The organism is Pseudomonas sp. GOM6, assembly GCF_029537485.1.
GTDB lineage: Bacteria > Pseudomonadota > Gammaproteobacteria > Pseudomonadales > Pseudomonadaceae > Aquipseudomonas.
Genome location: NZ_JARPUS010000006.1, coordinates 42,588 through 64,138, shown reverse-complemented (window position 1 = coordinate 64,138; position 21,551 = coordinate 42,588). Strand labels below are relative to the sequence as shown.

19 protein-coding genes and 1 tRNA gene are annotated in these 21,551 nt (G+C 63.3%); 10 read left to right on the top strand and 10 right to left on the bottom strand.

What is annotated here, in order from left to right:
- The first annotated feature begins 14 nt into the window (after positions 1-14).
- The 4 genes from P7A97_RS08980 (at position 15) to P7A97_RS08965 (ending at position 3,283) form a co-directional block, all read left to right on the top strand.
- Complete coding sequence (locus P7A97_RS08980) at positions 15-317, top strand: hypothetical protein (protein WP_277689755.1); 303 nt, start codon at positions 15-17, stop codon at positions 315-317.
- A 331-nt stretch (positions 318-648) separates the two neighbouring features.
- Positions 649-909, top strand: coding sequence for a DUF4212 domain-containing protein (locus tag P7A97_RS08975; protein ID WP_277689596.1), 261 nt, complete (start codon positions 649-651; stop codon positions 907-909).
- 6 nt (positions 910-915) lie between these two features.
- Positions 916-2,685 carry a sodium:solute symporter family protein gene (locus P7A97_RS08970; RefSeq protein WP_277689595.1) on the top strand — a complete coding sequence of 590 codons (1,770 nt, stop codon included), beginning with the start codon at positions 916-918 and terminating at the stop codon, positions 2,683-2,685.
- 91 nt (positions 2,686-2,776) lie between these two features.
- Complete coding sequence (locus P7A97_RS08965) at positions 2,777-3,283, top strand: hypothetical protein (RefSeq protein WP_277689594.1); 507 nt, start codon at positions 2,777-2,779, stop codon at positions 3,281-3,283.
- A 189-nt stretch (positions 3,284-3,472) separates the two neighbouring features.
- Here the strand turns inward: P7A97_RS08965 and P7A97_RS08960 are convergent, their stop codons facing one another.
- From P7A97_RS08960 to P7A97_RS08950, 3 genes are all read right to left on the bottom strand, one after another.
- On the bottom strand, positions 3,473-4,033 hold the full coding sequence (locus P7A97_RS08960) for an NADPH-dependent FMN reductase (RefSeq protein ID WP_277689593.1): 561 nt from the start codon (positions 4,031-4,033) through the stop codon (positions 3,473-3,475).
- A 193-nt stretch (positions 4,034-4,226) separates the two neighbouring features.
- Complete coding sequence (locus P7A97_RS08955; RefSeq protein ID WP_277689592.1) at positions 4,227-4,373, bottom strand: hypothetical protein; 147 nt, start codon at positions 4,371-4,373, stop codon at positions 4,227-4,229.
- A 171-nt stretch (positions 4,374-4,544) separates the two neighbouring features.
- Positions 4,545-5,477, bottom strand: coding sequence for a LysR family transcriptional regulator (locus tag P7A97_RS08950; RefSeq protein WP_277689591.1), 933 nt, complete (start codon positions 5,475-5,477; stop codon positions 4,545-4,547).
- Between the two features lie 93 nt (positions 5,478-5,570).
- On the opposite strand from P7A97_RS08950, the gene P7A97_RS08945 reads away from it, so the two are divergent.
- From P7A97_RS08945 to P7A97_RS08935, 3 genes are all read left to right on the top strand, one after another.
- The gene (locus tag P7A97_RS08945; protein WP_277689590.1) at positions 5,571-7,358 is read left to right on the top strand and encodes an alkyl sulfatase dimerization domain-containing protein; all 1,788 of its coding nucleotides are present in this window, start codon (positions 5,571-5,573) and stop codon (positions 7,356-7,358) included.
- 255 nt (positions 7,359-7,613) lie between these two features.
- Positions 7,614-7,850, top strand: coding sequence for a DUF1145 domain-containing protein (locus tag P7A97_RS08940; RefSeq protein ID WP_277689589.1), 237 nt, complete (start codon positions 7,614-7,616; stop codon positions 7,848-7,850).
- Positions 7,851-7,955: 105 nt separating this feature from the next.
- Positions 7,956-9,230, top strand: a complete 1,275-nt coding sequence (locus P7A97_RS08935) for a GGDEF domain-containing protein (RefSeq protein ID WP_277689588.1) — start codon at positions 7,956-7,958, stop codon at positions 9,228-9,230.
- 102 nt (positions 9,231-9,332) lie between these two features.
- On the opposite strand, the gene P7A97_RS08930 is transcribed toward P7A97_RS08935, so the two are convergent.
- From P7A97_RS08930 to rpsU, 5 genes are all read right to left on the bottom strand, one after another.
- Positions 9,333-9,409 (bottom strand) — tRNA-Ile (locus P7A97_RS08930).
- A 17-nt stretch (positions 9,410-9,426) separates the two neighbouring features.
- A complete protein-coding gene (locus tag P7A97_RS08925; RefSeq protein ID WP_277689587.1) occupies positions 9,427-13,158 on the bottom strand; it encodes an EAL domain-containing protein in 3,732 nt (1,243 codons plus the stop codon).
- 87 nt (positions 13,159-13,245) lie between these two features.
- Entirely contained in the window at positions 13,246-15,090 is a 1,845-nt protein-coding gene (rpoD, locus tag P7A97_RS08920; RefSeq protein WP_277689586.1) for an RNA polymerase sigma factor RpoD, read from the bottom strand.
- A 67-nt stretch (positions 15,091-15,157) separates the two neighbouring features.
- On the bottom strand, positions 15,158-17,158 hold the full coding sequence (gene dnaG / locus P7A97_RS08915; protein ID WP_277689585.1) for a DNA primase: 2,001 nt from the start codon (positions 17,156-17,158) through the stop codon (positions 15,158-15,160).
- 140 nt (positions 17,159-17,298) lie between these two features.
- Positions 17,299-17,514, bottom strand: a complete 216-nt coding sequence (gene rpsU, locus P7A97_RS08910; RefSeq protein WP_021702507.1) for a 30S ribosomal protein S21 — start codon at positions 17,512-17,514, stop codon at positions 17,299-17,301.
- A 202-nt stretch (positions 17,515-17,716) separates the two neighbouring features.
- Here rpsU and tsaD point away from each other — a divergent pair, with 202 nt between their 5' ends.
- A complete protein-coding gene (tsaD, locus tag P7A97_RS08905) occupies positions 17,717-18,742 on the top strand; it encodes a tRNA (adenosine(37)-N6)-threonylcarbamoyltransferase complex transferase subunit TsaD (RefSeq protein WP_277689584.1) in 1,026 nt (341 codons plus the stop codon).
- Positions 18,743-18,761: 19 nt separating this feature from the next.
- Here the strand turns inward: tsaD and plsY are convergent, their stop codons facing one another.
- A complete protein-coding gene (plsY, locus tag P7A97_RS08900) occupies positions 18,762-19,331 on the bottom strand; it encodes a glycerol-3-phosphate 1-O-acyltransferase PlsY (protein WP_277689583.1) in 570 nt (189 codons plus the stop codon).
- Positions 19,332-19,391: 60 nt separating this feature from the next.
- On the opposite strand from plsY, the gene folB reads away from it, so the two are divergent.
- Positions 19,392-19,742 (top strand): dihydroneopterin aldolase, encoded by a 351-nt coding sequence (gene folB / locus P7A97_RS08895; RefSeq protein ID WP_277689582.1) that lies wholly within the window; start codon positions 19,392-19,394, stop codon positions 19,740-19,742.
- Complete coding sequence (folK, locus tag P7A97_RS08890; protein ID WP_277689581.1) at positions 19,739-20,272, top strand: 2-amino-4-hydroxy-6-hydroxymethyldihydropteridine diphosphokinase; 534 nt, start codon at positions 19,739-19,741, stop codon at positions 20,270-20,272. The genes folB and folK overlap by 4 nt, the downstream gene beginning before the upstream one ends.
- Positions 20,273-20,288: 16 nt before the next feature.
- Here the strand turns inward: folK and P7A97_RS08885 are convergent, their stop codons facing one another.
- A complete protein-coding gene (locus P7A97_RS08885; protein ID WP_277689580.1) occupies positions 20,289-21,521 on the bottom strand; it encodes a multifunctional CCA addition/repair protein in 1,233 nt (410 codons plus the stop codon).
- Positions 21,522-21,551: the final 30 nt, after the last annotated feature.

Genomic DNA, 21,551 nt, shown 5'->3' with positions numbered 1-21,551 from the left:
AGGAGATCGTCATGTTGCGTTTTTTCATGCAGTTTTCTGCCTGTTTCGCCCTGGGGCTGGTGGTGTCCGGGCTGATCCTGATCGGGCTGATGTTCTTCGGTCAGTTCGACCTGATCCATGGCCTCAACGTTACCGGCAAGCCACTGGCCTGGCTGGCCCTGGAAGTGCTGCCGGATGGTTTTTGGGAGCGGTTGACCGGCCTGACCGATGCCGCCGGCAACCCCCACGTGCGTTCCTTCCTGGCGCTCTGTGCCGCGCTCGGTCAGGTCGGCCTGTTGCTGGCGCTGGGCTTTATGCGCCTGTGGTACCGCTCATGAGCGGGCATGTGGGATTGCGCGAGGAGGCGCGCGCCGGGCACCTGTTGGCCCGGCGTATCGCGGGGTTGTTCGCGCAGGCCCGGCAGGGGGCGCCTGGGCAGTCAGGACGAGCCCCCGCCGAAGCTCGCCGTGCAGCGTCGCCTGGCCCTTAGGGCAGCGTCGTCCCTGCTGCTCAGGCGTCGTTCGGTGCGACTGCAAGTGCCGATTCGCCGCGCACCGAGCGCCTTCGCGAAACGGTGCAAAGCGACTACTACCAATGTCTAGCTGTCGGCTTGCCGGGACCTGCTGCTAGTTTGAAGCTGCAGCAGAATAACAATAACCGGAGGCGTCTATGACTTCTGAAAAAGCAAATGCCGCGGCCTACTGGAAGGCCAACGTGCGGCTCATCACCTGGAGCCTGATCGTCTGGGCACTGGTTTCCTACGGATTCGCCATGATTCTGCGCCCGATGGTCGCGGGAATCTCCGTTGGTGGTTCCGACCTCGGATTCTGGTTCGCGCAGCAAGGCTCCATCCTCGTCTTCATCGGGCTCATTTTTCACTACGCGTGGAGACTGAACAAACTCGATAAAGAATATGGCGTCGAGGAGTAAGTGGTCATGAGCCAATTTGTCATCAACATGTTGTTCGTGGGGGCGTCCTTTGCGCTCTACATCGGCATCGCCATCTGGGCGCGTGCCGGCTCCACCAAGGAGTTCTACGTCGCTGGCGGTGGTGTGCATCCGGTCACCAACGGCATGGCGACCGCCGCTGACTGGATGTCCGCTGCCTCCTTCATCTCCATGGCGGGCCTGATCGCCGCCGGTGGTTATGCCAACTCTACTTTCCTCATGGGCTGGACCGGTGGCTACGTGCTGCTGGCGATGCTGCTGGCACCCTACCTGCGCAAGTTCGGCAAGTTCACCGTGCCGGATTTCATCGGTGACCGCTTCTACAGCCGTGGTGCACGTCTGACGGCGGTGATCTGCCTGGTGATCATCTCCGTGACCTACGTGATCGGCCAGATGGCCGGTGCCGGCGTTGCTTTCTCGCGTTTCCTCGAAGTGGATAACTCCACCGGTATCTGGATCGCCGCAGCGGTGGTATTCGCCTACGCCGTATTCGGCGGCATGAAGGGCATCACCTACACCCAGGTCGCTCAGTACGTGGTGCTGATCGTGGCCTACACCATCCCGGCCATCTTCATCTCCCTGCAGCTGACCGGTAACCCGATTCCGCCGCTGGGCCTGTTCGGTGACCACGTCGAGTCCGGCGTGCCGCTGCTGCAGAAACTCGATGAAGTGGTGCGTGAACTGGGCTTCGCGGCCTACACCGCCGACACCACCAACAAGCTGAACATGGTGCTGTTCACCATGTCGCTGATGATTGGTACTGCCGGCTTGCCGCACGTGATCATCCGCTTCTTCACCGTGCCGAAAGTGGCCGATGCCCGCTGGTCCGCTGGCTGGACCCTGATCTTTATCGCCCTGCTCTACCTCACCGCTCCGGCCGTTGCCTCGATGGCGCGTCTGAACCTGGTGACCACCATCTATCCGGAAGGCGCATCTGCTCCGGCGCTGTCCTATGACGAGCGTCCGCAGTGGGTCAAGAACTGGGAACAGACCGGCCTGATCAAGTGGGAAGACAAGAACAGCGACGGTCGCATCCAGATGTACAACGATGCTGCCCCGGCCTTCACCGCGACCGCTCAGGAGCGTGGCTGGAGTGGTAACGAACTGACCGTGAACAACGACATCCTGGTTCTGGCCAACCCGGAGATCGCCAACCTGCCGGGTTGGGTGGTCGGCCTGATCGCGGCGGGCGCCATTGCGGCGGCACTGTCGACGGCGGCGGGATTGTTGCTGGCGATTTCTTCGGCGATCAGTCATGACCTGATCAAGACCTTGATCAACCCGAAGATCAGCGAGAAGAACGAGATGCGGGCGGCGCGGATCTCCATGGCCTGCGCGATTATGCTGGCGACCTATCTGGGTCTGAATCCACCCGGGTTCGCCGCGCAGGTGGTGGCGCTGGCCTTCGGTATCGCCGCGGCAACCCTGTTCCCGGTGCTGATGATGGGGATCTTCTCCACGCGCATGAACGACAAGGGTGCGATCTGCGGCATGGTCGCCGGCCTGGTGGTCACCCTGCTGTACATCTTCACCTACCTGGGCTGGTTCTTCATTCCGGAGACCAACATGCTGCCCAACACCCCGGACCAGTGGTTCATGGGTATCTCCCCGGCTTCCTTCGGTACCGTCGGCGCCCTGATCAACTTCGCCGTGGCCTACGGCGTATCGATGGTCACCGCCGCACCGCCGCAGGAAATCCAGGAGCTGGTGGAAAGCGTACGTACTCCCAAAGGTGCTGGTGCCGCGCTGAGCCACTAAGCATAATCCGGGCCTGACGCCATCTGTCGATGGTCCAGGGTCTGACAGGCGGGCCTCCACTGGAGGCCCGTCTTTTTTCGGGAACAACCCTATGTTGTGGACTTTGCTTGCCATCGTGGTGGCAGGGCTCGGCGCTGCCGGTATTGCTCTGCTGCTGCGCAAACTGACGCGTAACAAACTGCCGAAGTGGATCGTGCCGCTGTTCGGTGGTCTGGGGATGCTGGGCTATCAGGTGTTCTACGAGTATTCCTGGTTCGAGCATCAGCAGGCCCGCCAGCCCAAGGAGTCGGTCGTGGTCGCGACCGAAGCGGGTCACGTGTTCTGGCGCCCGTGGAGCTACTTCGTGCCGATGGTCACCGCCTTTACCGTGCTCGATAGCACGAGCGTGGCGAAGCGCGAGCTGGACGGCCGGATGGTGGCCGAATTCATGCTCTACCGTTTCGAGAAGCAGCATATCGATCACGTTGCGCACCAGGCACATCTGCTCAACTGCGACAGCGCCGAACTGCTGCCGCTGAATGCACAGAAGCAGCCGCAGCTCGATCAGCTCAAGCGCATCGCTAAGGACGATACGCTCTATCGCCGGGTCTGCCGTTAGGCGGCAGACACGCGCCGTCCACAGGCCACTGGCCGCACTGTGGCCTGATCAACACGCGCCTCACGGCGCGTGCCGGGAGGCCTTGGCTTTGCCTTGCAGGCTCATGCCTACAGGCCGCCGTCGCCCAGACCAATCCGCGGCAGGCTACCGCGAATAGGCGCGCAGGGCGTGACCGTCACTCATGCAGGCTCAGCCTTGGGCCAGGCGTGTTACCCAGGCTGCATAGGTGTCGATGAATTTCTGCAGGAAGCCTTTGACGCCGTCATCCAGCGTGCCGTCCTCAGCAAAGAACTTGCCCGCACCGCCCAGGTAGGATTCGGGCTGTTGCAGCATGTGCACATCGAGAAACACCATGCACTGGCGCAGATGATGGTTGGCGCCAAAGCCGCCGATGGCGCCCGGGGAGGCGCTGAGCACGGCACCGGGTTTGCCGCCGAAATGGCTCTGCCCGTAGGGGCGCGAGCCGACATCGATGGCGTTCTTCATCGGTGCGGGGATCGAGCGGTTGTATTCCGGGGTGACGAACAGCAGGGCGTCGGCAGCCTTGAGCTGCCCGCGAAAACGCAGGTAGGCCTCGGGATAGGGCTCGACGTCGGTGTCTTCGTTGTACAGCGGCAGATCGCCGATCTCGACGATCTCCAGTTGCAGCGAGGGCGGTGCCAGCTCGGACAGGGCCATGGCCAGTTTGCGGTTGATCGAGGCCTGGCGCAGGCTGCCGACCAGAACGGCGACCTTGTAGATCTTGCTCATGGAGATCTCCTTGGGTTGAAAAGTCGAATGGCAACTATAGACCGCGTTTGTCGGCTGCCGGCTTGACCTGTCGGCAGGTTGAGCAGAACGTGATCAGGCGCCGGCCGTACCTCTGACGGTCATCGGTTGCGCGCAGGCTTAACCGACAAGAACAAATCCGAAGCCTTTCCTGACTGCTGACAATCCCGGCGGCTTACGTCGCCTCATCACTGTTGAGGAAATTTTCATGGATACGTTCAACCCGCGTTACCAGCTCGAAGCGGAAGAGGCCGTGGGCAAGCGTCAGCGCGCCTCCCTGCACCACGCCGAAATCCTGCAAACCCTGGACGCCCTGGAGCACCTGGCCAGCCGCCTGCGTAAAAGTCGCTGCCGTATCGACGTCGGAGTTAGACGAAGGAGGCCCGCAGATTCTATTGCGGTGCCCGCTGTCCCGCGCCCGGCTGGCGGGCGCGGGGCTAGCGGCGGATGTATGAACGGCTACAGCCGCGATGAAGTCGGCCGCTCCGAGGAATCAGTCCGCAGCCGCGTTCAGTACCAGCGCGGGCACCAGGCTGTCGTGATCCTGCTGGTGGAGTATCTGCTGCAACTGCTCGGCTGCCGGCGACAGGCTGTGCCCGGCGCGGCTGACGATGCCGTAGGCCGAGCTGGCTACGCCTGGCACCTCGGACGGCTGCAGCAGCGCCAGGCGCCCGGCCTGTACGTCCTGGGCGATCACGTCCCAGGGCGCCATGCTCAGCACATCGCTGCTCGACACCAGTTCCTTGAGCACCATGAAGTTGTCGCACTGGATGCTCAGCAGGTCGCCGCCGCCTACGCGCTCCAGGTGGTGGCTGATGGCTTGTGGCAGTTGCGTGCCGGCCAGGCCATAGCTGCGCAGGTCGCTCACCTGCAGCGTGCGCTGCAGCCGGTGCAAGGGATGACCAGGGCGACAGAACAGCACGCCGGGAAAACGACGTAGCGGCTCGATGCGCAGCTGGGCGTCTGCGTTGAGTTCGCGGATATCGGCGACGAACAGTTCGATCTCCTCATTGAGCAGACGCCGGTGCAGCTGCTGCCAGTTCTCGGTCAACAGTTGCACGCGCACCTGTGGATAGCGCTGGCTGAACTGCCCCAGCGCCAGCGGGACCAGGCGTGCGGCGGGATAGGGGCCGGCGCCCAGGCGCAACTCGCCGCTGCCGAGGTTGCCCAGCTGGCTCACTGCGTTGCTCAGCGCCCGGCTGCCGGCCAGCAGGCGCCGGGCATGCTCCAGCACCAGCTGGCCGTGGGCGGTAAGGCTGATGCCGCGGCTGTGGCGGTCGACCAGCTGGCAGCCGAGGCTGCTTTCCAGCGCCTGGATGCTGCGACTCAGGGCCGGTTGGCTGAGGTGTACGGCCTCGGCGGCGCGGGCGAAGTGGCCGTGTTCGGCGAGGGCGACGAAGTGACGGAGCTGGCGAAGATCGTTCATGCGCTCAGTGCATTGCCTTTTCGATTGAAATGCATTGGAAGTATCAAGGCTCTTTTGCCAATCTGCCAGCACACCAAGAACAAGAGTCCTGCCATGACCTCTCTCAGTCGCTTCAGCGGCCTGCTGCTGGCCGCCGCATTGCCCTTCACCGCCCAGGCCGAGTTGCCGGCCGAGCGCATCGAACCGTCGATCAACGCCGAGCTGGCCGCACACACCAAGCTGTTCAGCCAGAAGGTCTACAAGATCGCCGACAACGTCTACTCGGCGGTGGGCTGGCAGCTCGGCAACGTGGCCATGATCGAGGCGCCGGAAGGGCTGATCATCGTCGACACCGGCGAGTCGGTCAGCGAGTCGCGCAAGATCATGGCCGAGTTCCGCAAGATCTCCGACAAGCCGGTCAAGGCAGTGGTCTACACCCACTTCCACCCGGACCATATCAACGGTGTGCAGGCCTTCGTCAGCCGCGAGCAGGTGGAGCAGGGCGAGGTGCAGATCTACGCCCACGAGAGCCTGCTGGCCAACGTGGTCGCCCAGGGCGCGCTGGTCGGGCCGATCCTCGGCGTGCGTTCGGCCTACAGCTTCGGCTCCTTCCTGGAGGCGGCAGATACGAAGGACATGAACGCCGGCATCGGCCCGCTGGTGGTGCCCGAGCCGTCCTCCTTCATCGCCCCGACCATCACCTTCAAGGACAAACTGGACACCACCATCGCCGGCCTGCCGGTGCAGTTCCTCCATGCGCCCAGCGAGGCCCCGGACGAGATCGTCCTGTTCCTGCCGCAGAACCGCGTGCTGATCAGCGCCGAGGTCGACCAGGGCCCGACCCTGCCGAACATCCACACCCTGCGCGGCACCAAGTTCCGCGACCCGGTGCAGTGGGTGGCCAGCCTGGACAAGCTGCGTGAGTTTCGCGCCGACTACATGGTGCCGCTGCACGGCCAGCCGGTGAGCGGTGCGGACAAGGTCGAGGAAGTGCTGCGCATGACCCGCGACGGCATCGCCTATATCCACGACCAGAGCGTGCGCTGGATGAACAAGGGCCTGACTCCGGACGAGCTGGTGGAAAAGGTCAAGCTGCCGCCGCATCTGGCCGGCTACACCCCCTACCTGCGCGAGTACTACGGCACGGTGAAACACAGCGTGCGGCAGATCTACAACGGCTATCTGGGCTGGTTCCATGGTGATCCGGTGGATCTCGACCCAACCCCGCCGCGCGAAAAAGCGGAGCGTCTGCTCGCCCTGATGGGCGGCCGCGACAAGGTGCTGCTGGCCGCTGGCGAGGCTTACCTGAAAGGCGACTACCAGTGGGCCGCCGAGCTTTCCGGCTACGCCATCCGCGTGGACAACGAGGACACGCTGGCTCGCGACATCAAGGCCCGTGCCTTTCGCAAGCTCGGCTACGCCAGCATGAACATCAACTGGCGCAACTGGTACCTGATGAGCGCCATGGAGCTGGAAGGCAAGCTCGATGCCGAGAGCATCCGCGACCGCGCCGTGGCCATGCGCGCTGTGCTGCTGTCGCCGGACATGGTGCGCAACTTCACCCCGCAGATATTCCTGCAGAACTGGATCACCCGCATCGATCCGGAAAAGGCCGGTGACGTCGAGCTGACCCTGGGCTTCGAGTTCCCCGATATCGACGAGCAATGGGCCCTGGAGATCCGCCGCGGCGTGGTGCAGCTGCACCAGGGCATTCCCGCAGGCACCCCGCTCAAGCTGACCATGGACAAGCGCTTCATGGAGACCCTGCTGACCGGCGAGGGCGGCCTGCTCAAGGGCGCGCTGCTGGGCGACGTGAAGGTCGATGGCAACCTGCTGGATATCAAGACCTTCCTCGCCTGCTTCGACTTCAGCGACGAACCGTTCGGCCTGACCGTGCGCTGAACTCGCCCCGCAGGGGTAGAGCGATGAAGCGGCGCGTGGTCAGGTACCTCGATCTGGAATTCACCGAGGTGGCGATGCACGACCATGCCCCGCTGGCTCATGACACCCAGACCGACCCGTCCGGCTGCATAATCTGGCTTAGAGCCGCAGCGCCGGTGCGAGCGGCTCAACGCGCCACTGGCGCACAAAGTTGGTATCGGCGGCGGCCGCGAATACCCGCGATCGCATGTTCTCTACAGGTTAAGGAAGTAATTCATGCTCACAATCGCCAAAGGCGTGCTGGCGCTCTACTGGCTGCTGGCCCTGGTCAACCTGTTCCTGCCCTTCGCCGGCCCGTACATGAACTGGATCGCCCTGGCGTTGCTGGTCGTGCACCTGCTCGAGATTGTCCTGCTGCACAACCGCCTGCAACGCCAGGCCGAGCCCTGGAAGGATCGTCTGCTGGTACTGCTGTTCGGCGTGCTGCATGTACGGGGCATGCGCAACGCCTGAATGCCGGGGGGCACTGAGGTGGGTGGTCTACGAACCCGCGTGGCGGCGTGCTAAGTTGTCCCTTAGTGGCAGTCTGCCGTCATGCACTGGTTCCCGTAGTACGTTATGAAAAGTGACAGCGGTACCTTCCTCGCCGGAGCTCTCGATCTGCTGCTGGATGCAGTGTGCATGGTCGATGCCCAGGGCCACTTCGTCTTTGTAAGCGCCGCCTGCGAGCGTGTTTTCGGCTATACCCCGGCTGAGATGATCGGCCGGCGCATGCTCGACTTTGTCGCGCCCGAGGATATCGAGCGTACCCAGGCCACCGCCCGCGCAGTGATGGATGGGCAGGTGCAGCCGCATTTCGAGAATCGCTACGTACACAAGGCGGGTCACTTGGTGCATATCATGTGGTCGGCGCGTTGGTCCGAGGCCGACCAATTGCGTATCGGCGTGGCCCGCGACATCACCGCACGCAAGCAGGCGGAAGCCCTGCAGGCAGCGACTTACCGCATTTCCGAGGCGGCCCATACGGCGCAGGATTTGCTGGCGCTGTTCCGCCAGGTGCATCAGATCGTCGACCAGTTGCTGCCGGCCCGCGACTTCTGTGTGGCGCTCTACGACACCCAGAGTGGCAAGCTGGAATTCCCCTACCATGCGGACACCCAGGCCACACCGCCCACGGCCCTCTGCCAGGAGCTGGTGCGCACGGGGCAGCCGCTGCAAATGGCGGCAAATGACGGTCACCGCTGGCTGGGGGCGCCGCTGGTGTCGGAGGCCGGAGTGATCGGTGCGCTGGTGCTGCAGAGCCCAAGCAACGAGGCGCGTTATAGCGAGCTGTTGCAGTTCGTCTCGACCCAGGTCGCCACTGCCATCGAGCGCAAGCGCCTGTACGAGCGCCTGCAGCGCATGGCGCGTCACGACGAACTGACCGGCCTGCTCAACCGTGGCTTCCTGCACGACCGCATCGACAGCGCCCTGGCCCGTGCTCGTCGCAACGGCAGCCGGTTCAGCCTGGTGTTTCTCGACCTGGACAAGTTCAAGCAGGTCAACGATACCTGTGGCCATACCGTCGGCGATCGCCTGCTGCAGGAAGTCGCCCTGCGGCTGCAACAGTGCGTACGCGAAGCCGACTCGGTGGCCCGCATCGGCGGCGATGAATTTGTCCTGCTGCTGGAGAATATCGAGGCGCCGGAGAGCGTCGACAAGATCGCCGCCAAACTACGCAAGGAACTGGGCCGCCCACTGAACATCGACGGCCATCCCCTGCGCATCGTCCCCAGCATCGGTATCGCTCACTACCCCGAACACGGCGAGCAGATCGAAACCCTGCTCAAACACGCCGACACCGCCATGTACCGCGAAAAACGCGCAGGCCAGACGGTGCCGAGCAACCACTGATCCCGCCTCTTGCGTCCAGCATCAGAGGTCCTGCCTCCGCCGGCCGACATGGCGGCAAACAAAAAGACCAGCGCAATGGCTGGTCTCGATGATCAATCTATTTGGTGGGCCCACACGGACTCGAACCGTGGACCAAAGGATTATGAGTCCTCTGCTCTAACCAACTGAGCTATAGGCCCTCAGAAGGAGCGGCGGATTATACCGGCGCGTTTTCCGTGCTGCCAATCGGCAAGGGGCCAAGAAAGTTGCTGGCGAAGGATTCGGCGGGCAGGGGGCGACTGACCACGTAGCCCTGGATCTGCTCGCAGCCTTCGCTGGTGAGGAACAGCTCCTGAGCTTTGGTTTCTACGCCTTCGGCGATCACGGTCATTTGCAGGCTGCGGCCCAGGGCGAGGATGGCGCGGGTGATCGCGGCGTCATCGGGGTCGCCGGGTAAGCCGTGGACGAAGGACTTGTCGATTTTGAGGATGTCGAGCGGCAGGCGCTTGAGGTAGCTGAGTGAAGAGTAGCCGGTGCCGAAGTCGTCGATGGCCAGCTGCAGGCCGAGGGCTTTGAGTTCGTGCAGGATCGCCAGGGCTTCTTCGGCCTGATTCATGATGAAGCTCTCGGTGATCTCCAGCTGTAGCTTGTCGGCGGTCAGGCCGAAGTCTTCGAGCATGCCCGTGATGCGCTCGGTCAGCTGCGGCTGGCGCAGCTGGCAGCCGGCCAGGTTGACCGAGAGCGGGCCAAAGGGTGCGTGGCTGTCCTGCCATTGGCGCATCTGGCGGCAGGCCTCCTGCATCACCCAGTCGCCCAGTTGCAGAATCATCCCGTTGTCTTCGGCCAGGGGGATGAAGCGATCCGGTGGGACTTCGCCGAACACCGGATGGTGCCAGCGTAACAGGGCCTCGGCGCCAACCAGGTTGCCGCTGCGCAGGCACAGCTTGGGTTGGTAATACAGGCTCAGCTCGTCACGTTCGATGGCGCGGCGCAGCTCAAGCTCCAGGGTCATGCGCTCAGTGGCCTGGAAGGTCAGTTTGCGGGTATAGAACTCGCTACGGTTGCGGCCTTTGGCCTTGGAGCTGTACATGGCCGCGTCAGCATTCTTGATCAGGGTAGGCACGTCGTTGCCGTCTTGGGGGAACAGGCTGATGCCGATGCTGGCGCTAGTGAAGAATTCATGGCCATCGGCCTGGAAGGGCGCGCCGAAACAGGCCAGCAGCTTGGTGGCGACGCGCTCGGCATCACGCGGCTGGTGCAGGCCGGGAAGAAGGACGATGAATTCGTCGCCGCCCAGGCGGGCGACGGTGTCGATGTCGCGTAGTTGTTCGCGCAGGCGCAGGGCAATGGCCTTGAGCAGTTGGTCGCCAATCGGATGGCCGAGGCTGTCGTTGATGTGCTTGAAACGATCCAGATCGAGGAACAGCACGGCGCCACACTGGTGGTCGGCGCGGGCGTCCTTGAGCGCGTTGTCCAGGCGGTTTTCGAACAGCATGCGGTTGGGGAGGCCCGTCAGCGGGTCATGGTGGGCCTGGTAGTCGAGCCTGTCCTGAGCCTGCTTGAGTGAACTGATGTCAGCAAACACGCCGACGAAGTGGGTGATCTGGCCGCTCTGGTCACGTACGGCGCTGATGGTCAGCCACTCCGGATAGAGCTCGCCATTCTTGCGCCTGTTGCACACTTCTCCCTGCCAGTGGCCTTCGGCAGCCAGTTGGTGCCACATGGCCGCGTAGAAGGCGCTGTCGTGCTTGCCGGAGGCGAGCAGGCGCGGGGTCTGGCCCAGAGCTTCTGCTTCGGTAAAGCCGGTGATGTCGGTGAAGGCGCGGTTGACGGCGGTAATACGCTGTTCGAGGTCGGTGATCATGACCCCCTCGGCGGTGCTTTCGAATACGGTCGCGGCCTGGTGAAGGCGCTCCTGCATCTGTTCGCGCTCGGTAATGTCGCGAGCGATGGTCAGCATGCAGGGTTCGTCGTCGATGGTGATTGGCTGCGCTGCCAGTTCGCCCAGGCGGCGCTGGCCCCGGTTGTTGTAGATCCAGGCACGAAAATCCCGGGCCATGCCCTGACGGCTGACTTGTTCGATCATGCGCAGGCGGTCGTTGGGGTCTACCCAGATATCCAGTTCTGCGGTGGTGCGGCCAATCGCCTGCTGGTAGTCGTGGCCCGTAATGCGGCTGAATCCCTCGTTGGCCTCCAGCACCTGTCCATCGCTGAGGCGGGTGATCAGCATGCCGTCCGGCGAGGCATGGAAGGCCTTGGCGAATTTTTCCTCGGACACCTTGAGTTGCCGCTGGGTTTGCTTGAGCTGAGTGATGTCGCGTACGGCCACGACCAGTGCAGGCTGGCCATCCAGTGCGATGTGCTGTGCCGAGATCAGTGCGGTGAAGGGTTCGCCGTTGCGTCGGCGAAACGGCATTTCGATATTGTTCAATGCTTGCTCTTGCAGGCGGTCGAGCAGCAGTGGGCCGATGCCGGCATGGCCCCAGATATCGAGCTGTGTTGCCGTTTTGCCGACTGCTTCGGCGGCTGGGATGCCGAGTTGCTGCTCGAAGGTATGGTTGACGCTCAGCAGCACGCCGTCTGTTCGGCGGGCGATGACCAGGATGTCGGGGCAGTTGTGGAACACCGAGGCGAACTTCTCCTCGGACAGTCGCTGCGCCTGCTCAGCCTGTTTGGCGGCGCTGATGTCGATCATCAGGCCGCGTGCGACCAGGCGTCCGTCGCGCCGGAACAGGGTGACGATGTCGCGTATCCAGACCGTCTTGCCCTGGCTGTCGAGCATGCGGTATTCGATTTCATGGTCACGTACTTGCTCCTGCAGACGTCCGCAGCTGGCCAGCGCAGTGGGCAGGTCATCAGGGTGTATCGTGCGCTGCCAGAAACCAGGCTGGAGCCAGTCTGTCAGCGGGTAACCGAGCAGTTTCACGGCGTGCGGCGATACATAGGTGAACTGGAAGTTCTCAGGGTTGGCTTCCCAGGCAATGGCCGAGAGGCTCTCGATCAAGCCTCGATAATGCTGTTCGCTGGTGCGCAATAGCTCTTCCAGTGCCTGGCGCTCCTGCATTTCCTGGCGCAGGCGGCGGTTGATGCGCAGAACAATCGCCAGTACAGCCAGCACCAGCAGTAGTGCGGGGAGCCCATATAGCAGGGCTTGGCGCCAGACTTGGCGGCGATCGAGCACGCCGCCTATCCAGGGCTCCTGCAGTGCCTCGATTTCTTGCGTGCTGAGGTCGGCGAACAGCTTGTCGAGTATGCCGATCAGCACGGCCTGGCTCTTCGGCGCCGCCATGGCCAGCTGGTAGCGGTAGGGTGTTTCGCCGCTGATCTGCACACCCTCCAGCTTCAGCTGGCGCATGCTCCAGACGCTGGAGGCGAGGTCGCCGACCATGGCGTCGGTTTGGCCGGAAGCCAGCGCTTGTAGCGCGGCATTGACACTGGGCAGGGGCAGTAGGCTGAGGTCCGGGTGGCGGTTGCGCAGCAGTTCGTGGGGAGCATAATCCTTGACGACCGCAATCTTCAGGCCGTAAAGGTCCTGCATGCTGCTTGGCTGCGGACCGTCCCGGTGGGCCAGGATGACAATCGGGAAATCCAGGTAGGGGCGTGTGAAGATCAGGTCGCGTTGTCGTTCCGGGGTCGACATCACGCCTGGCAGCAGGTCCAACTTGCCGCTCCTGGCACTGGCGAGCACTTCGCTCCAGTTCTTGGGTTCAACAGGTGTCAGGCTGAGCTTGAGTCGCTCTTCGATCAGCTGGACATAGCCGGCGCTGAGGCCGCTGTAGCGACCGCTGGCGTCACGAAACTCGAAGGGTGGCCAGGATGCGTCTATGCCAAGGCGAATCGGGTGATTTTCGGCGAGCCAGGCTTCTTCCTCTGGGCTTAGCTCAAGCGCCGCCGCAGGCTGCATCCAGTACGCCAGACACGACAGAAGAATGGCCAGCAGACGCGACATGCGGTGATTCCGGTAACGCCATTGACTGCTTGCAGTGTAGCCCGCAGGAAAACAAAAAACCCCGACAATTTGTCGGGGTTTTCGTTATCACTCGTCGAGGAAGGAGCGTAAGTGCTCACTGCGCGTCGGATGGCGCAACTTGCGCAGTGCCTTGGCCTCGATCTGGCGAATGCGCTCACGGGTGACATCGAACTGTTTGCCGACTTCCTCAAGGGTGTGGTCGGTGTTCATGTCGATGCCGAAGCGCATGCGCAGGACCTTGGCCTCGCGAGCGGTGAGCCCGGCCAGGACCTCGCGGGTGGCTTCCTTGAGGCTTTCCACGGTGGCCACCTCGATCGGCGACTGCATGGTGGAGTCCTCGATGAAGTCGCCCAGGTGCGAGTCTTCGTCGTCGCCGATCGGCGTCTCCATAGAGATCGGCTCTTTGGCGATCTTCAGGACCTTGCGGATCTTGTCCTCGGGCATCTCCATGCGCTCGCCCAGTTCTTCAGGGGTAGGTTCGCGACCCATTTCCTGGAGCATCTGGCGAGAGATGCGGTTGAGCTTGTTGATGGTCTCGATCATGTGCACCGGAATACGGATGGTGCGCGCCTGGTCGGCGATCGAGCGGGTGATCGCCTGGCGGATCCACCAGGTGGCATAGGTCGAGAACTTGTAGCCGCGGCGGTATTCGAACTTGTCTACCGCCTTCATCAGGCCGATGTTGCCTTCCTGGATCAGGTCGAGGAACTGCAGGCCGCGGTTGGTGTACTTCTTGGCGATGGAGATCACCAGGCGCAGGTTGGCCTCGACCATTTCCTTCTTGGCGCGGCGGGCCTTCGCCTCACCGATGGACATGCGGCGGTTGATGTCCTTGATCTCGGCAATCACCAGGCCGGCGTCGGCCTCGATGGCGATCATCTTTTCCTGGCAGCGCTGGATATCGGCCTGCACATTGGCGATGGCCTCGGCGTATTTGGCCTTGCCCTTGGCCAGACCGGCGGCCCAGGTGGTATCCACTTCGTTGCCGGGGAACAGCTTGAGGAAGTCGGCGCGCGGCATGCGGGCATCACGCACGCACAGCTGCATGATGGCGCGTTCCTGGGCGCGAACCTGCTCCAGCGAGCCGCGTACACGGTCGACCAGGGCTTCGAACTGTTTGGGGATCAGTTTGATCGGCATGAACAGTTCGGCCAGGGTCAGTTGCTCCTGGGTCGCCTGTTTGCTGCCGCGGCCATGCTTTTTCAGGGCCTTGAGAGTCTTTTCCAGCTGCTCGGCTACGGCGCCGAAACGGCGAGCGGCTTCTTCCGGGTCCGGGCCGCCATCGCCTTCGTCATCGGAATCGCTATCGCCGTCTTCGTCCTCTTCCTCGTCGTCCTTTTCTTCGGCGGCAGCTTCCTTGAGCTCGGGCTCGACTTCCTCGGCCGGCAGGTTGCCGTCATCCGGGTCGATGTAGCCGTTGAAGATGTCGGACAGGCGGCCGCCTTCGCTGGTAACACGCTGGTATTCGGCCAGGATGCTGTCGACGGTTCCGGGGAAGTGGGCGATGGCGCCCATGACTTCGCGGATACCTTCCTCAATACGCTTGGCGATTTCGATCTCGCCTTCGCGGGTCAGCAGTTCCACGGTGCCCATTTCACGCATGTACATGCGCACTGGGTCGGTGGTGCGGCCGATATCGGTCTCTACTGCCGCCAGCGCAGCGGCAGCTTCTTCGGCTGCGGCTTCGTCGGTGTCAGCTTCGGCCAGCAACAGGGCATCCGCATCCGGAGCGCTCTCGAATACGTTGATCCCCATGTCGTTGATCATGCGGATGATGTCTTCCACCTGTTCCGGATCGGAAATATCCTCCGGCAGGTGGTCGTTGACCTCGGCGTAAGTCAGGTAACCCTGCTCACGACCACGGCTGATCAACTCTTTCAAACGAGATTGCTGTTGCGCTTTTCCGGACATAACACCCTATCCACTGAAGGTCTTGGCGGGCTAAAAATAAGCCGAGGATTATACCTGAATTTGGGGCTCAGGCGCCAGTTTGGCTCTTGTCGCCGGTCGAGAGGCTCTGGCTGAAGTGTTCTCTCAGTAGAGTCTTTTCTTCGTCGCTGAGTTCGCTGGGGCTTTTGTGCATGACGCTGCGCAGCAGTTGATCACGGCGCTTTTGCAGCTGATTAGTGGCAAGTGTAGTAATGGTGTCGAAGAACTGCTTTTCAAGATTGCTGCCTTCGATCAGCCACTCCTTTTCGGCCAGTGCGCGCAGTAGGCGCCCCTGATCGGTGCCGTGCCAGCGGGCGATGAGCTGCAGTGAGCGCAGCTTGGGGCTTTTCTGCAGGGTGCCGACCAGCGCTACCAGGAGCTGGGCGTAAGTGTCGCCTTCGTCGGCGAAATGGCTGACATCTTCAACGCTTTGTGCAAGCTCTGGATGGTGTAGCAGGGTTCGCAGGGCGGTCAGGGTCGGTGATTCGACATTGACCGGCTTGCGCGGCGGGGCGTTATCTCGCGAGCCTTTGCGCCAGTCGCCACCTTTTTTCCAGTCGCCATCCTTCTTCCAGGGTTTGCCTTCGCTTTTCTGCCAGGTTTTTTTCTGTTCGTAGGCTTCAGCGGGTGGCTCGATATGGTCGGCATAGTCGGCGATATCGCCATATTCCGGCTGGGCGTCGTAATAATGGCCGTAGTCGGCTGGCGGCTCATGGCTTTGGCCCGCAGTGGGCGCGGGTGGCGCGCTTTGCGCGACCTGCTGCAGCATCTCGCCGGACAGGCCGGTGATCTCCGACAGGCGTTGGCGCATGAGGGCTCGCAGGTGATTACCGGGGATCTTGTCGATCAGCGGTGCGGCCAGGGTCACCAGGTGTGCCTTGCCTTCCAGCGAGCGCGGGTCTGCTTCTTCCGAGAGCTGCTGGAAGAAGTAGTCGGCCAGTGGCTGGGCGTGCTGGTTGATGCGCGCGCGGAAGGCGTCGGTGCCTTCGCTGCGCACCAGGGTGTCCGGGTCTTCGCCTTCGGGCAGGAACAGGAAGCGCGCGCGGCGGCCGTCCTGCAGGTTGGGCAGGGTGGCTTCCAAGGCGCGCCAGGCGGCCTTGCGTCCGGCGCCGTCGCCATCGAAGCAGAATAGGACGCTGGGCACCAGGCGGAACAGGCGCTTGAGGTGTTCCTCGCTGGTCGCCGTGCCGAGGGTGGCCACCGCGTTGCGCAGGCCTTGCTGGGCCAGGGCGATGACGTCCATGTAGCCTTCGACCACCATGATCTCGTCGAGATCGCGGTTGCTTTTGCGTGCCTCGTAGAGGCCGTAGAGCTCCTGGCCTTTGTGGAAGACCGGGGTTTCCGGCGAGTTCAGGTACTTGGGTTTGTCGTCACCCAGTACCCGGCCGCCGAAGGCGATGACGCGGCCGCGGCTGTCGCGGATGGGGAACATCACGCGATCGCGGAAGCGGTCGTAGATGCGTCCGTTCTCGGCGTTCTCGATCAGCAGGCCGGCGTCGATCATGGCTTTCTGCTGCAGCTTGTCGCCGGCCATGTGCTTGTTCAGGTTGTCCCAGCCGGGTGGGGCGAAGCCCAGGCCGAAGTCGCGGGCGATTTCGCCGGAGAGGCCGCGGCCCTTGAGGTAGTCCACGGCCGACTTGCGCGTCGGGTGGCTCTTCAGGGCTTGGCGGTAATAGTCGGCGGCGGCGGTGAGCAGTGGGTAGAGTGGCGAGTCGACCGGCTGTCGCGGCGTTCGCCCGCGTCCACCTTCCTCGCGGGGGATATCCATGCCGGCGCGCTTGGCCAGTTCCTCGACGGCCTGGGGGAACTCCAGGCTGTCGTGATCCATGATGAAGCCGAGAGCATTGCCGCCGGCGCCACAGCCGAAGCAGTAGTAGAACTGCTTGTCCGGGCTGACGCTGAAGGAGGGGGTCTTCTCCTTATGGAAAGGGCAGCAGGCCGTGTAGTTCTTGCCGGCCTTCTTCAGTTGGATGCGCGAACTCACCACCTCGACTATGTCGGTGCGGTTGAGCAGGTCATCGATGAAGGACTGGGGAATCAGACCGGCCATGGTTCGTCAGTGTTGGAGAAGAAAGGCGGCAGCATAAACGAAAAAACTCCGGTCATCGCCGAATGGCGAAGCGGAGTCAGAAATGCAAAACCCGGCCGAAGCCGGGTAGTGCGGAAGCCTTTAGCGGCGCGACTGATAACTCAGTACAGACGCTCGCGGCGGCGCTGTTCGCGCTGCACTTTCTTGGCGTGACGCTTAACAGCGGCAGCTGCCTTGCGCTTGCGCTCGGTGGTGGGCTTCTCGTAGAACTCGCGGCTGCGCACTTCGGCCAGTACACCGGCCTTTTCGCAGGAGCGCTTGAAGCGACGCAGAGCTACGTCGAAGGGTTCGTTCTCTTTAACTTTGACGGCTGGCATCCAGGTCGTACCTTCACTGTTTTACCGAATGGACGACGCGATCCGGCAAGGGCACGGGAGTACGTCGGTTTTCAAGGGCTGCGGATATTAACGCCTCATGCTACGGAATGCAAAGCCTCTGATCGAAAAGCGCTGGCCCGGCCGCCGGACGGCGATTATTATCCGCGCCTTCGAATCGACCCCCTTCTATAGGCCACACGCCATGCTGGTGCTGGGACTGGAAACCTCCTGCGACGAAACTGGTGTCGCCCTTTACGACAGCGAGCGCGGCTTGCTGGCCGATGCGCTGTTCAGCCAGATCGAGCAGCATCGGGTGTTTGGCGGCGTAGTGCCCGAGTTGGCCTCGCGTGATCACGTCAAACGTATGCTGCCGCTGATTCGCGAAGTGCTGGCCGAAGCGGGTGTCGAGCGCGAGCAAATCGAAGCCATTGCCTATACCTCCGGTCCGGGACTGGTCGGCGCGCTGCTGGTCGGCGCCTCCTGCGCCCAGGCACTGGCCTTTGCCTGGGGCATCCCGGCGGTGGGTGTGCACCATATGGAAGGCCATCTGCTGGCGCCGATGCTGGAAGAGCAGCCGCCGGCCTTTCCGTTCGTCGCCTTGCTGGTCTCCGGCGGCCACACCCAGCTGGTGCGCGTCGATGGCATCGGCCAGTACCAGTTGCTCGGCGAGTCGCTGGACGATGCCGCTGGTGAGGCCTTCGACAAGACCGCCAAGCTGATGGGCCTGGACTACCCCGGCGGCCCGGAAATTGCGCGGCTGGCCGAGCAGGGCGTGGCTGGGCGCTTTGCCTTCCCGCGGCCGATGACCGATCGGCCGGGCCTGGATTTCAGCTTCAGCGGCCTCAAGACCTTCACCCTCAATACCTGGCAGCAGTGCCGCGATGCCGGTGATGCCAGCGAGCAGACCCGGGCCGATATCGCCCGCGCCTTCCAGGAAGCGGTGGTCGATACCCTGACGATCAAATGCAAGCGCGCGCTCAAGCAGACCGGCCTGAACAGCCTGGTGATCGCCGGTGGTGTCAGTGCCAACCAGGCTTTGCGCCGCTCGCTGGAGAGCATGCTGGAGGGCCTGAAAGGCAAGGTGTTCTATGCGCGTCCGCGCTTCTGCACCGATAACGGCGCGATGATCGCTTACGCGGGGACCCAACGGCTGTTGGCCGGCCAGCACGAGGGCCCGCAGATCAAGGTGCAGGCGCGCTGGCCCATGGAGCAACTGCCGGCCATATGAGCGGGGCTCAGGTGACGGATTAGAAATGCCGTTCGCGCCCGCCGAGCAGGTCGCGTAGATTGCCGCGATGGCGCCAGACGATCAGTCCGGTCAGCACACACATCGGTAATAGCGCGCCGGGTTGCTGCCAGGCCAGCAATGGCAGGGTCAGCGGCGTGGCGATCAGCGAAGCCAGTGAACTGGTGCGGGTAAGGAAGAACACTAAAGCCCAGGCGCCGAGGGCCAGCAGGGCTGCTGGTGGATAGAGCCCCAACAGCATGCCGGCTGCCGTCGCCACGCCCTTGCCGCCGCGAAAGCGAAAGTAGACTGGGTAGAGATGGCCGACGACGGCGGCCAGGCCGATCCAGGCCTGCTGCTGAATGCCGAGGCCGAGCAGATCGGCGACCAGCACCGGCAGCAGGCCCTTGCCCAGATCGCCAAGCAGGGTGAGGATGGCCAGCTTCTTGCCCGCGACGCGCAACATGTTGGTGGCGCCGGGGTTGCCCGAACCACTGGCGCGTGGGTCTGGCCCGCCCGCGAGGCGGCTGAGCAGGATGGCGAAGGACAGAGAGCCAAGCAGGTAGGCGAGTGGGACCAACAGCCAGAACATGGTGTCCATTCCGGGGCGAGGGAGTCCCGATTCTAGCGGCGTGACGAGTGGAGTGAACAGGTGGACAAGGTTTTCATCGAGGGGCTGGAGGTCGACACCCTGATCGGCGCCTACGACTGGGAGCGCGGTATTCGCCAGTGCTTGCGCCTGGATCTGACCTTCGCCTGGGACATCCGCCCGGCAGCGGCAGATGATGACCTGGCCAAGGCGCTCGATTACGCGGCAGTCAATCAGCACATCCAGGCCTTTGCCGCAGCGGCTCGCTTCGAGCTGGTGGAAACCTTCGCCGAGCGTCTTGCCGAGAGCCTGCTGGCCCAGTTTGGCGCGCCCTGGCTGCGCCTGCGGGTGACCAAGCCGGGCGCCAATCCTCTGGCCCTCAGTGTGGGTGTGGAAATCGAGCGCTCGCGATGACCAGGATATTTCTCGGGCTGGGCAGCAACACCGAGCGGGACGTGCGCCTGCGTGCCGGTCTCGATGCGCTTGCCAGCTTCCTGCAGGATCTGTGCTGCTCCCCGGTGTTCGAGAGTGCACCGGTGGGGATCAAGAGCTCCCACTTCTATAACCTGGTCATCAGTGCGCGCACCGACCTGCCGTTGGCTGAGCTAGATCGTCGGCTCAAGTGCATTGAGGCTGACAATGGCCGCTATGCGCCGGAGCGTAGTGGGTTGCCACTGGATATCGACGTGCTGTTGTATGGCCAGCAGGTTGGCCGCTTCGATGGCTTGGTGCTGCCACGCGCGGAAATTCTCAAAAACGCTTTTGTGCTCTGGCCGCTGGCGCTGCTCGCACCCACGGTGGCGCATCCCGAGGTGGGAAAGCCCTTTGCCGAGCTTTGGCGTGAGACGCACATCGATCAGCAGCTATGGCCTGTGGCTTTCCAGTGGCGTGGCGTCGAGCTGACCCCGTCCGAGCTGATCCAGGCCAACCCCGCCTCTCTGTAGCCGGATTGCATCCGGGCTACGTTTGCTTTGCGTTTTCCTTATAGGCCTTGAGGGCATTGAGGCGCTCGCGTTTGAGCGCTTCGCCCAGCTCGGCGCCTTTGAAACCCTGTTCCAGCAAGGGCTGTACGGCTACCGCGCGTGTCGCCTGCATGGCGCCGCGCAAGTAGGTGGCCTGTGGATAGTCGCGCTCCTCGAAACCCAGGCGACCGCGCGCGTCCATTTCGCAGGCAGAGATGAATTCCTCGAACCGCTGCGGGCGGCGGTACACGTCGAAGGCTTGCAGCAGGTCCAGCAGGGTATCGGCGCGCAGCTCCAGGGCCCGGTGGCCGTGGGTGTGGTACTCGCCGACCAGCAGGGCCAACTCGGCACAGTCCCGGGGAGCCTTGCAGCGCTGGTTGACCGCATCGATCAGCTTCAGCCCGCGTTTTTCGTGGGCGATATGCCGTGGCCATTCGCTTTCCGGAGTGCGGCCTTTGCCCAGGTCATGCAGCAGGCAGGCCCAGCGCACGGTCAGCGGCTGTTCATGCTGGGCGCACTGCTGCAGCACCATCAGGCAGTGCACGCCGGTATCGACTTCCGGGTGATGGCTGGCGGTTTGCGGTACGCCGAACAGTGCATCGAGCTCCGGCAGCAGTTCCGCCAGGGCGCCGCAATCGCGCAGTACCTGAATGAACACGTCCGGGCGCGGCTCCAGCAGGGCGCGGGAGATTTCCTTCCAGCTGCGCTCGGCGGTCAGGGCCTTGAGTTCGCCGGACTCGGCCAGTTGGCGCATCAGCGCCAGGGTTTCTTCGGCAACCCGGAAGCCCAGTGGTGCGTAGCGAGCAGCAAAGCGCGCCACGCGCAGCACGCGCAGCGGGTCTTCGGCGAAGGCGGGAGAAACATGGCGCAGCAGGCGTGCTTCGAGATCCTGCAGGCCGCCATAGGGGTCGATCACATTGCCGTGCTCGTCCTCGGCCATGGCGTTGACGGTCAGGTCGCGGCGGATCAGGTCTTCTTCCAGGGTGACGTCCGGACTGGCGTGGAAGGTGAAGCCGCCGTAGCCCTGGCCGGATTTGCGCTCGGTGCGCGCCAGGGCATATTCCTCGCCGCTCTGCGGATGGAGAAAGACCGGAAAGTCGCTACCGACCGGGCGAAAGCCCTGGGCCTGCATGGCTTCGGCGCTGGCGCCCACCACCACCCAGTCGATGTCTGCCACCGGGCGGCCGAGCAGGCGGTCGCGTACGGCGCCGCCAACCTTGTAGATCTGCATGTCGATTCCTCCGTTGCGGCGGAGGATAAG

Bases quoted from the DNA above. Each gene is read 5' to 3' on its own strand.
- P7A97_RS08975 (WP_277689596.1), top strand. From the start codon at position 649: ATGACTTCTGAAAAAGCAAATGCCGCGGCCTACTGGAAGGCCAACGTG.
- P7A97_RS08970 (WP_277689595.1), top strand. From the start codon at position 916: ATGAGCCAATTTGTCATCAACATGTTGTTCGTGGGGGCGTCCTTTGCG.
- P7A97_RS08965 (WP_277689594.1), top strand. From the start codon at position 2,777: ATGTTGTGGACTTTGCTTGCCATCGTGGTGGCAGGGCTCGGCGCTGCC.
- P7A97_RS08960 (WP_277689593.1), bottom strand. From the start codon at position 4,033: ATGAGCAAGATCTACAAGGTCGCCGTTCTGGTCGGCAGCCTGCGCCAG.
- P7A97_RS08950 (WP_277689591.1), bottom strand. From the start codon at position 5,477: ATGAACGATCTTCGCCAGCTCCGTCACTTCGTCGCCCTCGCCGAACAC.
- P7A97_RS08945 (WP_277689590.1), top strand. From the start codon at position 5,571: ATGACCTCTCTCAGTCGCTTCAGCGGCCTGCTGCTGGCCGCCGCATTG.
- P7A97_RS08940 (WP_277689589.1), top strand. From the start codon at position 7,614: ATGCTCACAATCGCCAAAGGCGTGCTGGCGCTCTACTGGCTGCTGGCC.
- P7A97_RS08935 (WP_277689588.1), top strand. From the start codon at position 7,956: ATGAAAAGTGACAGCGGTACCTTCCTCGCCGGAGCTCTCGATCTGCTG.
- P7A97_RS08925 (WP_277689587.1), bottom strand. From the start codon at position 13,158: ATGTCGCGTCTGCTGGCCATTCTTCTGTCGTGTCTGGCGTACTGGATG.
- rpoD (WP_277689586.1), bottom strand. From the start codon at position 15,090: ATGTCCGGAAAAGCGCAACAGCAATCTCGTTTGAAAGAGTTGATCAGC.
- dnaG (WP_277689585.1), bottom strand. From the start codon at position 17,158: ATGGCCGGTCTGATTCCCCAGTCCTTCATCGATGACCTGCTCAACCGC.
- rpsU (WP_021702507.1), bottom strand. From the start codon at position 17,514: ATGCCAGCCGTCAAAGTTAAAGAGAACGAACCCTTCGACGTAGCTCTG.
- tsaD (WP_277689584.1), top strand. From the start codon at position 17,717: ATGCTGGTGCTGGGACTGGAAACCTCCTGCGACGAAACTGGTGTCGCC.
- plsY (WP_277689583.1), bottom strand. From the start codon at position 19,331: ATGTTCTGGCTGTTGGTCCCACTCGCCTACCTGCTTGGCTCTCTGTCC.
- folK (WP_277689581.1), top strand. From the start codon at position 19,739: ATGACCAGGATATTTCTCGGGCTGGGCAGCAACACCGAGCGGGACGTG.
- P7A97_RS08885 (WP_277689580.1), bottom strand. From the start codon at position 21,521: ATGCAGATCTACAAGGTTGGCGGCGCCGTACGCGACCGCCTGCTCGGC.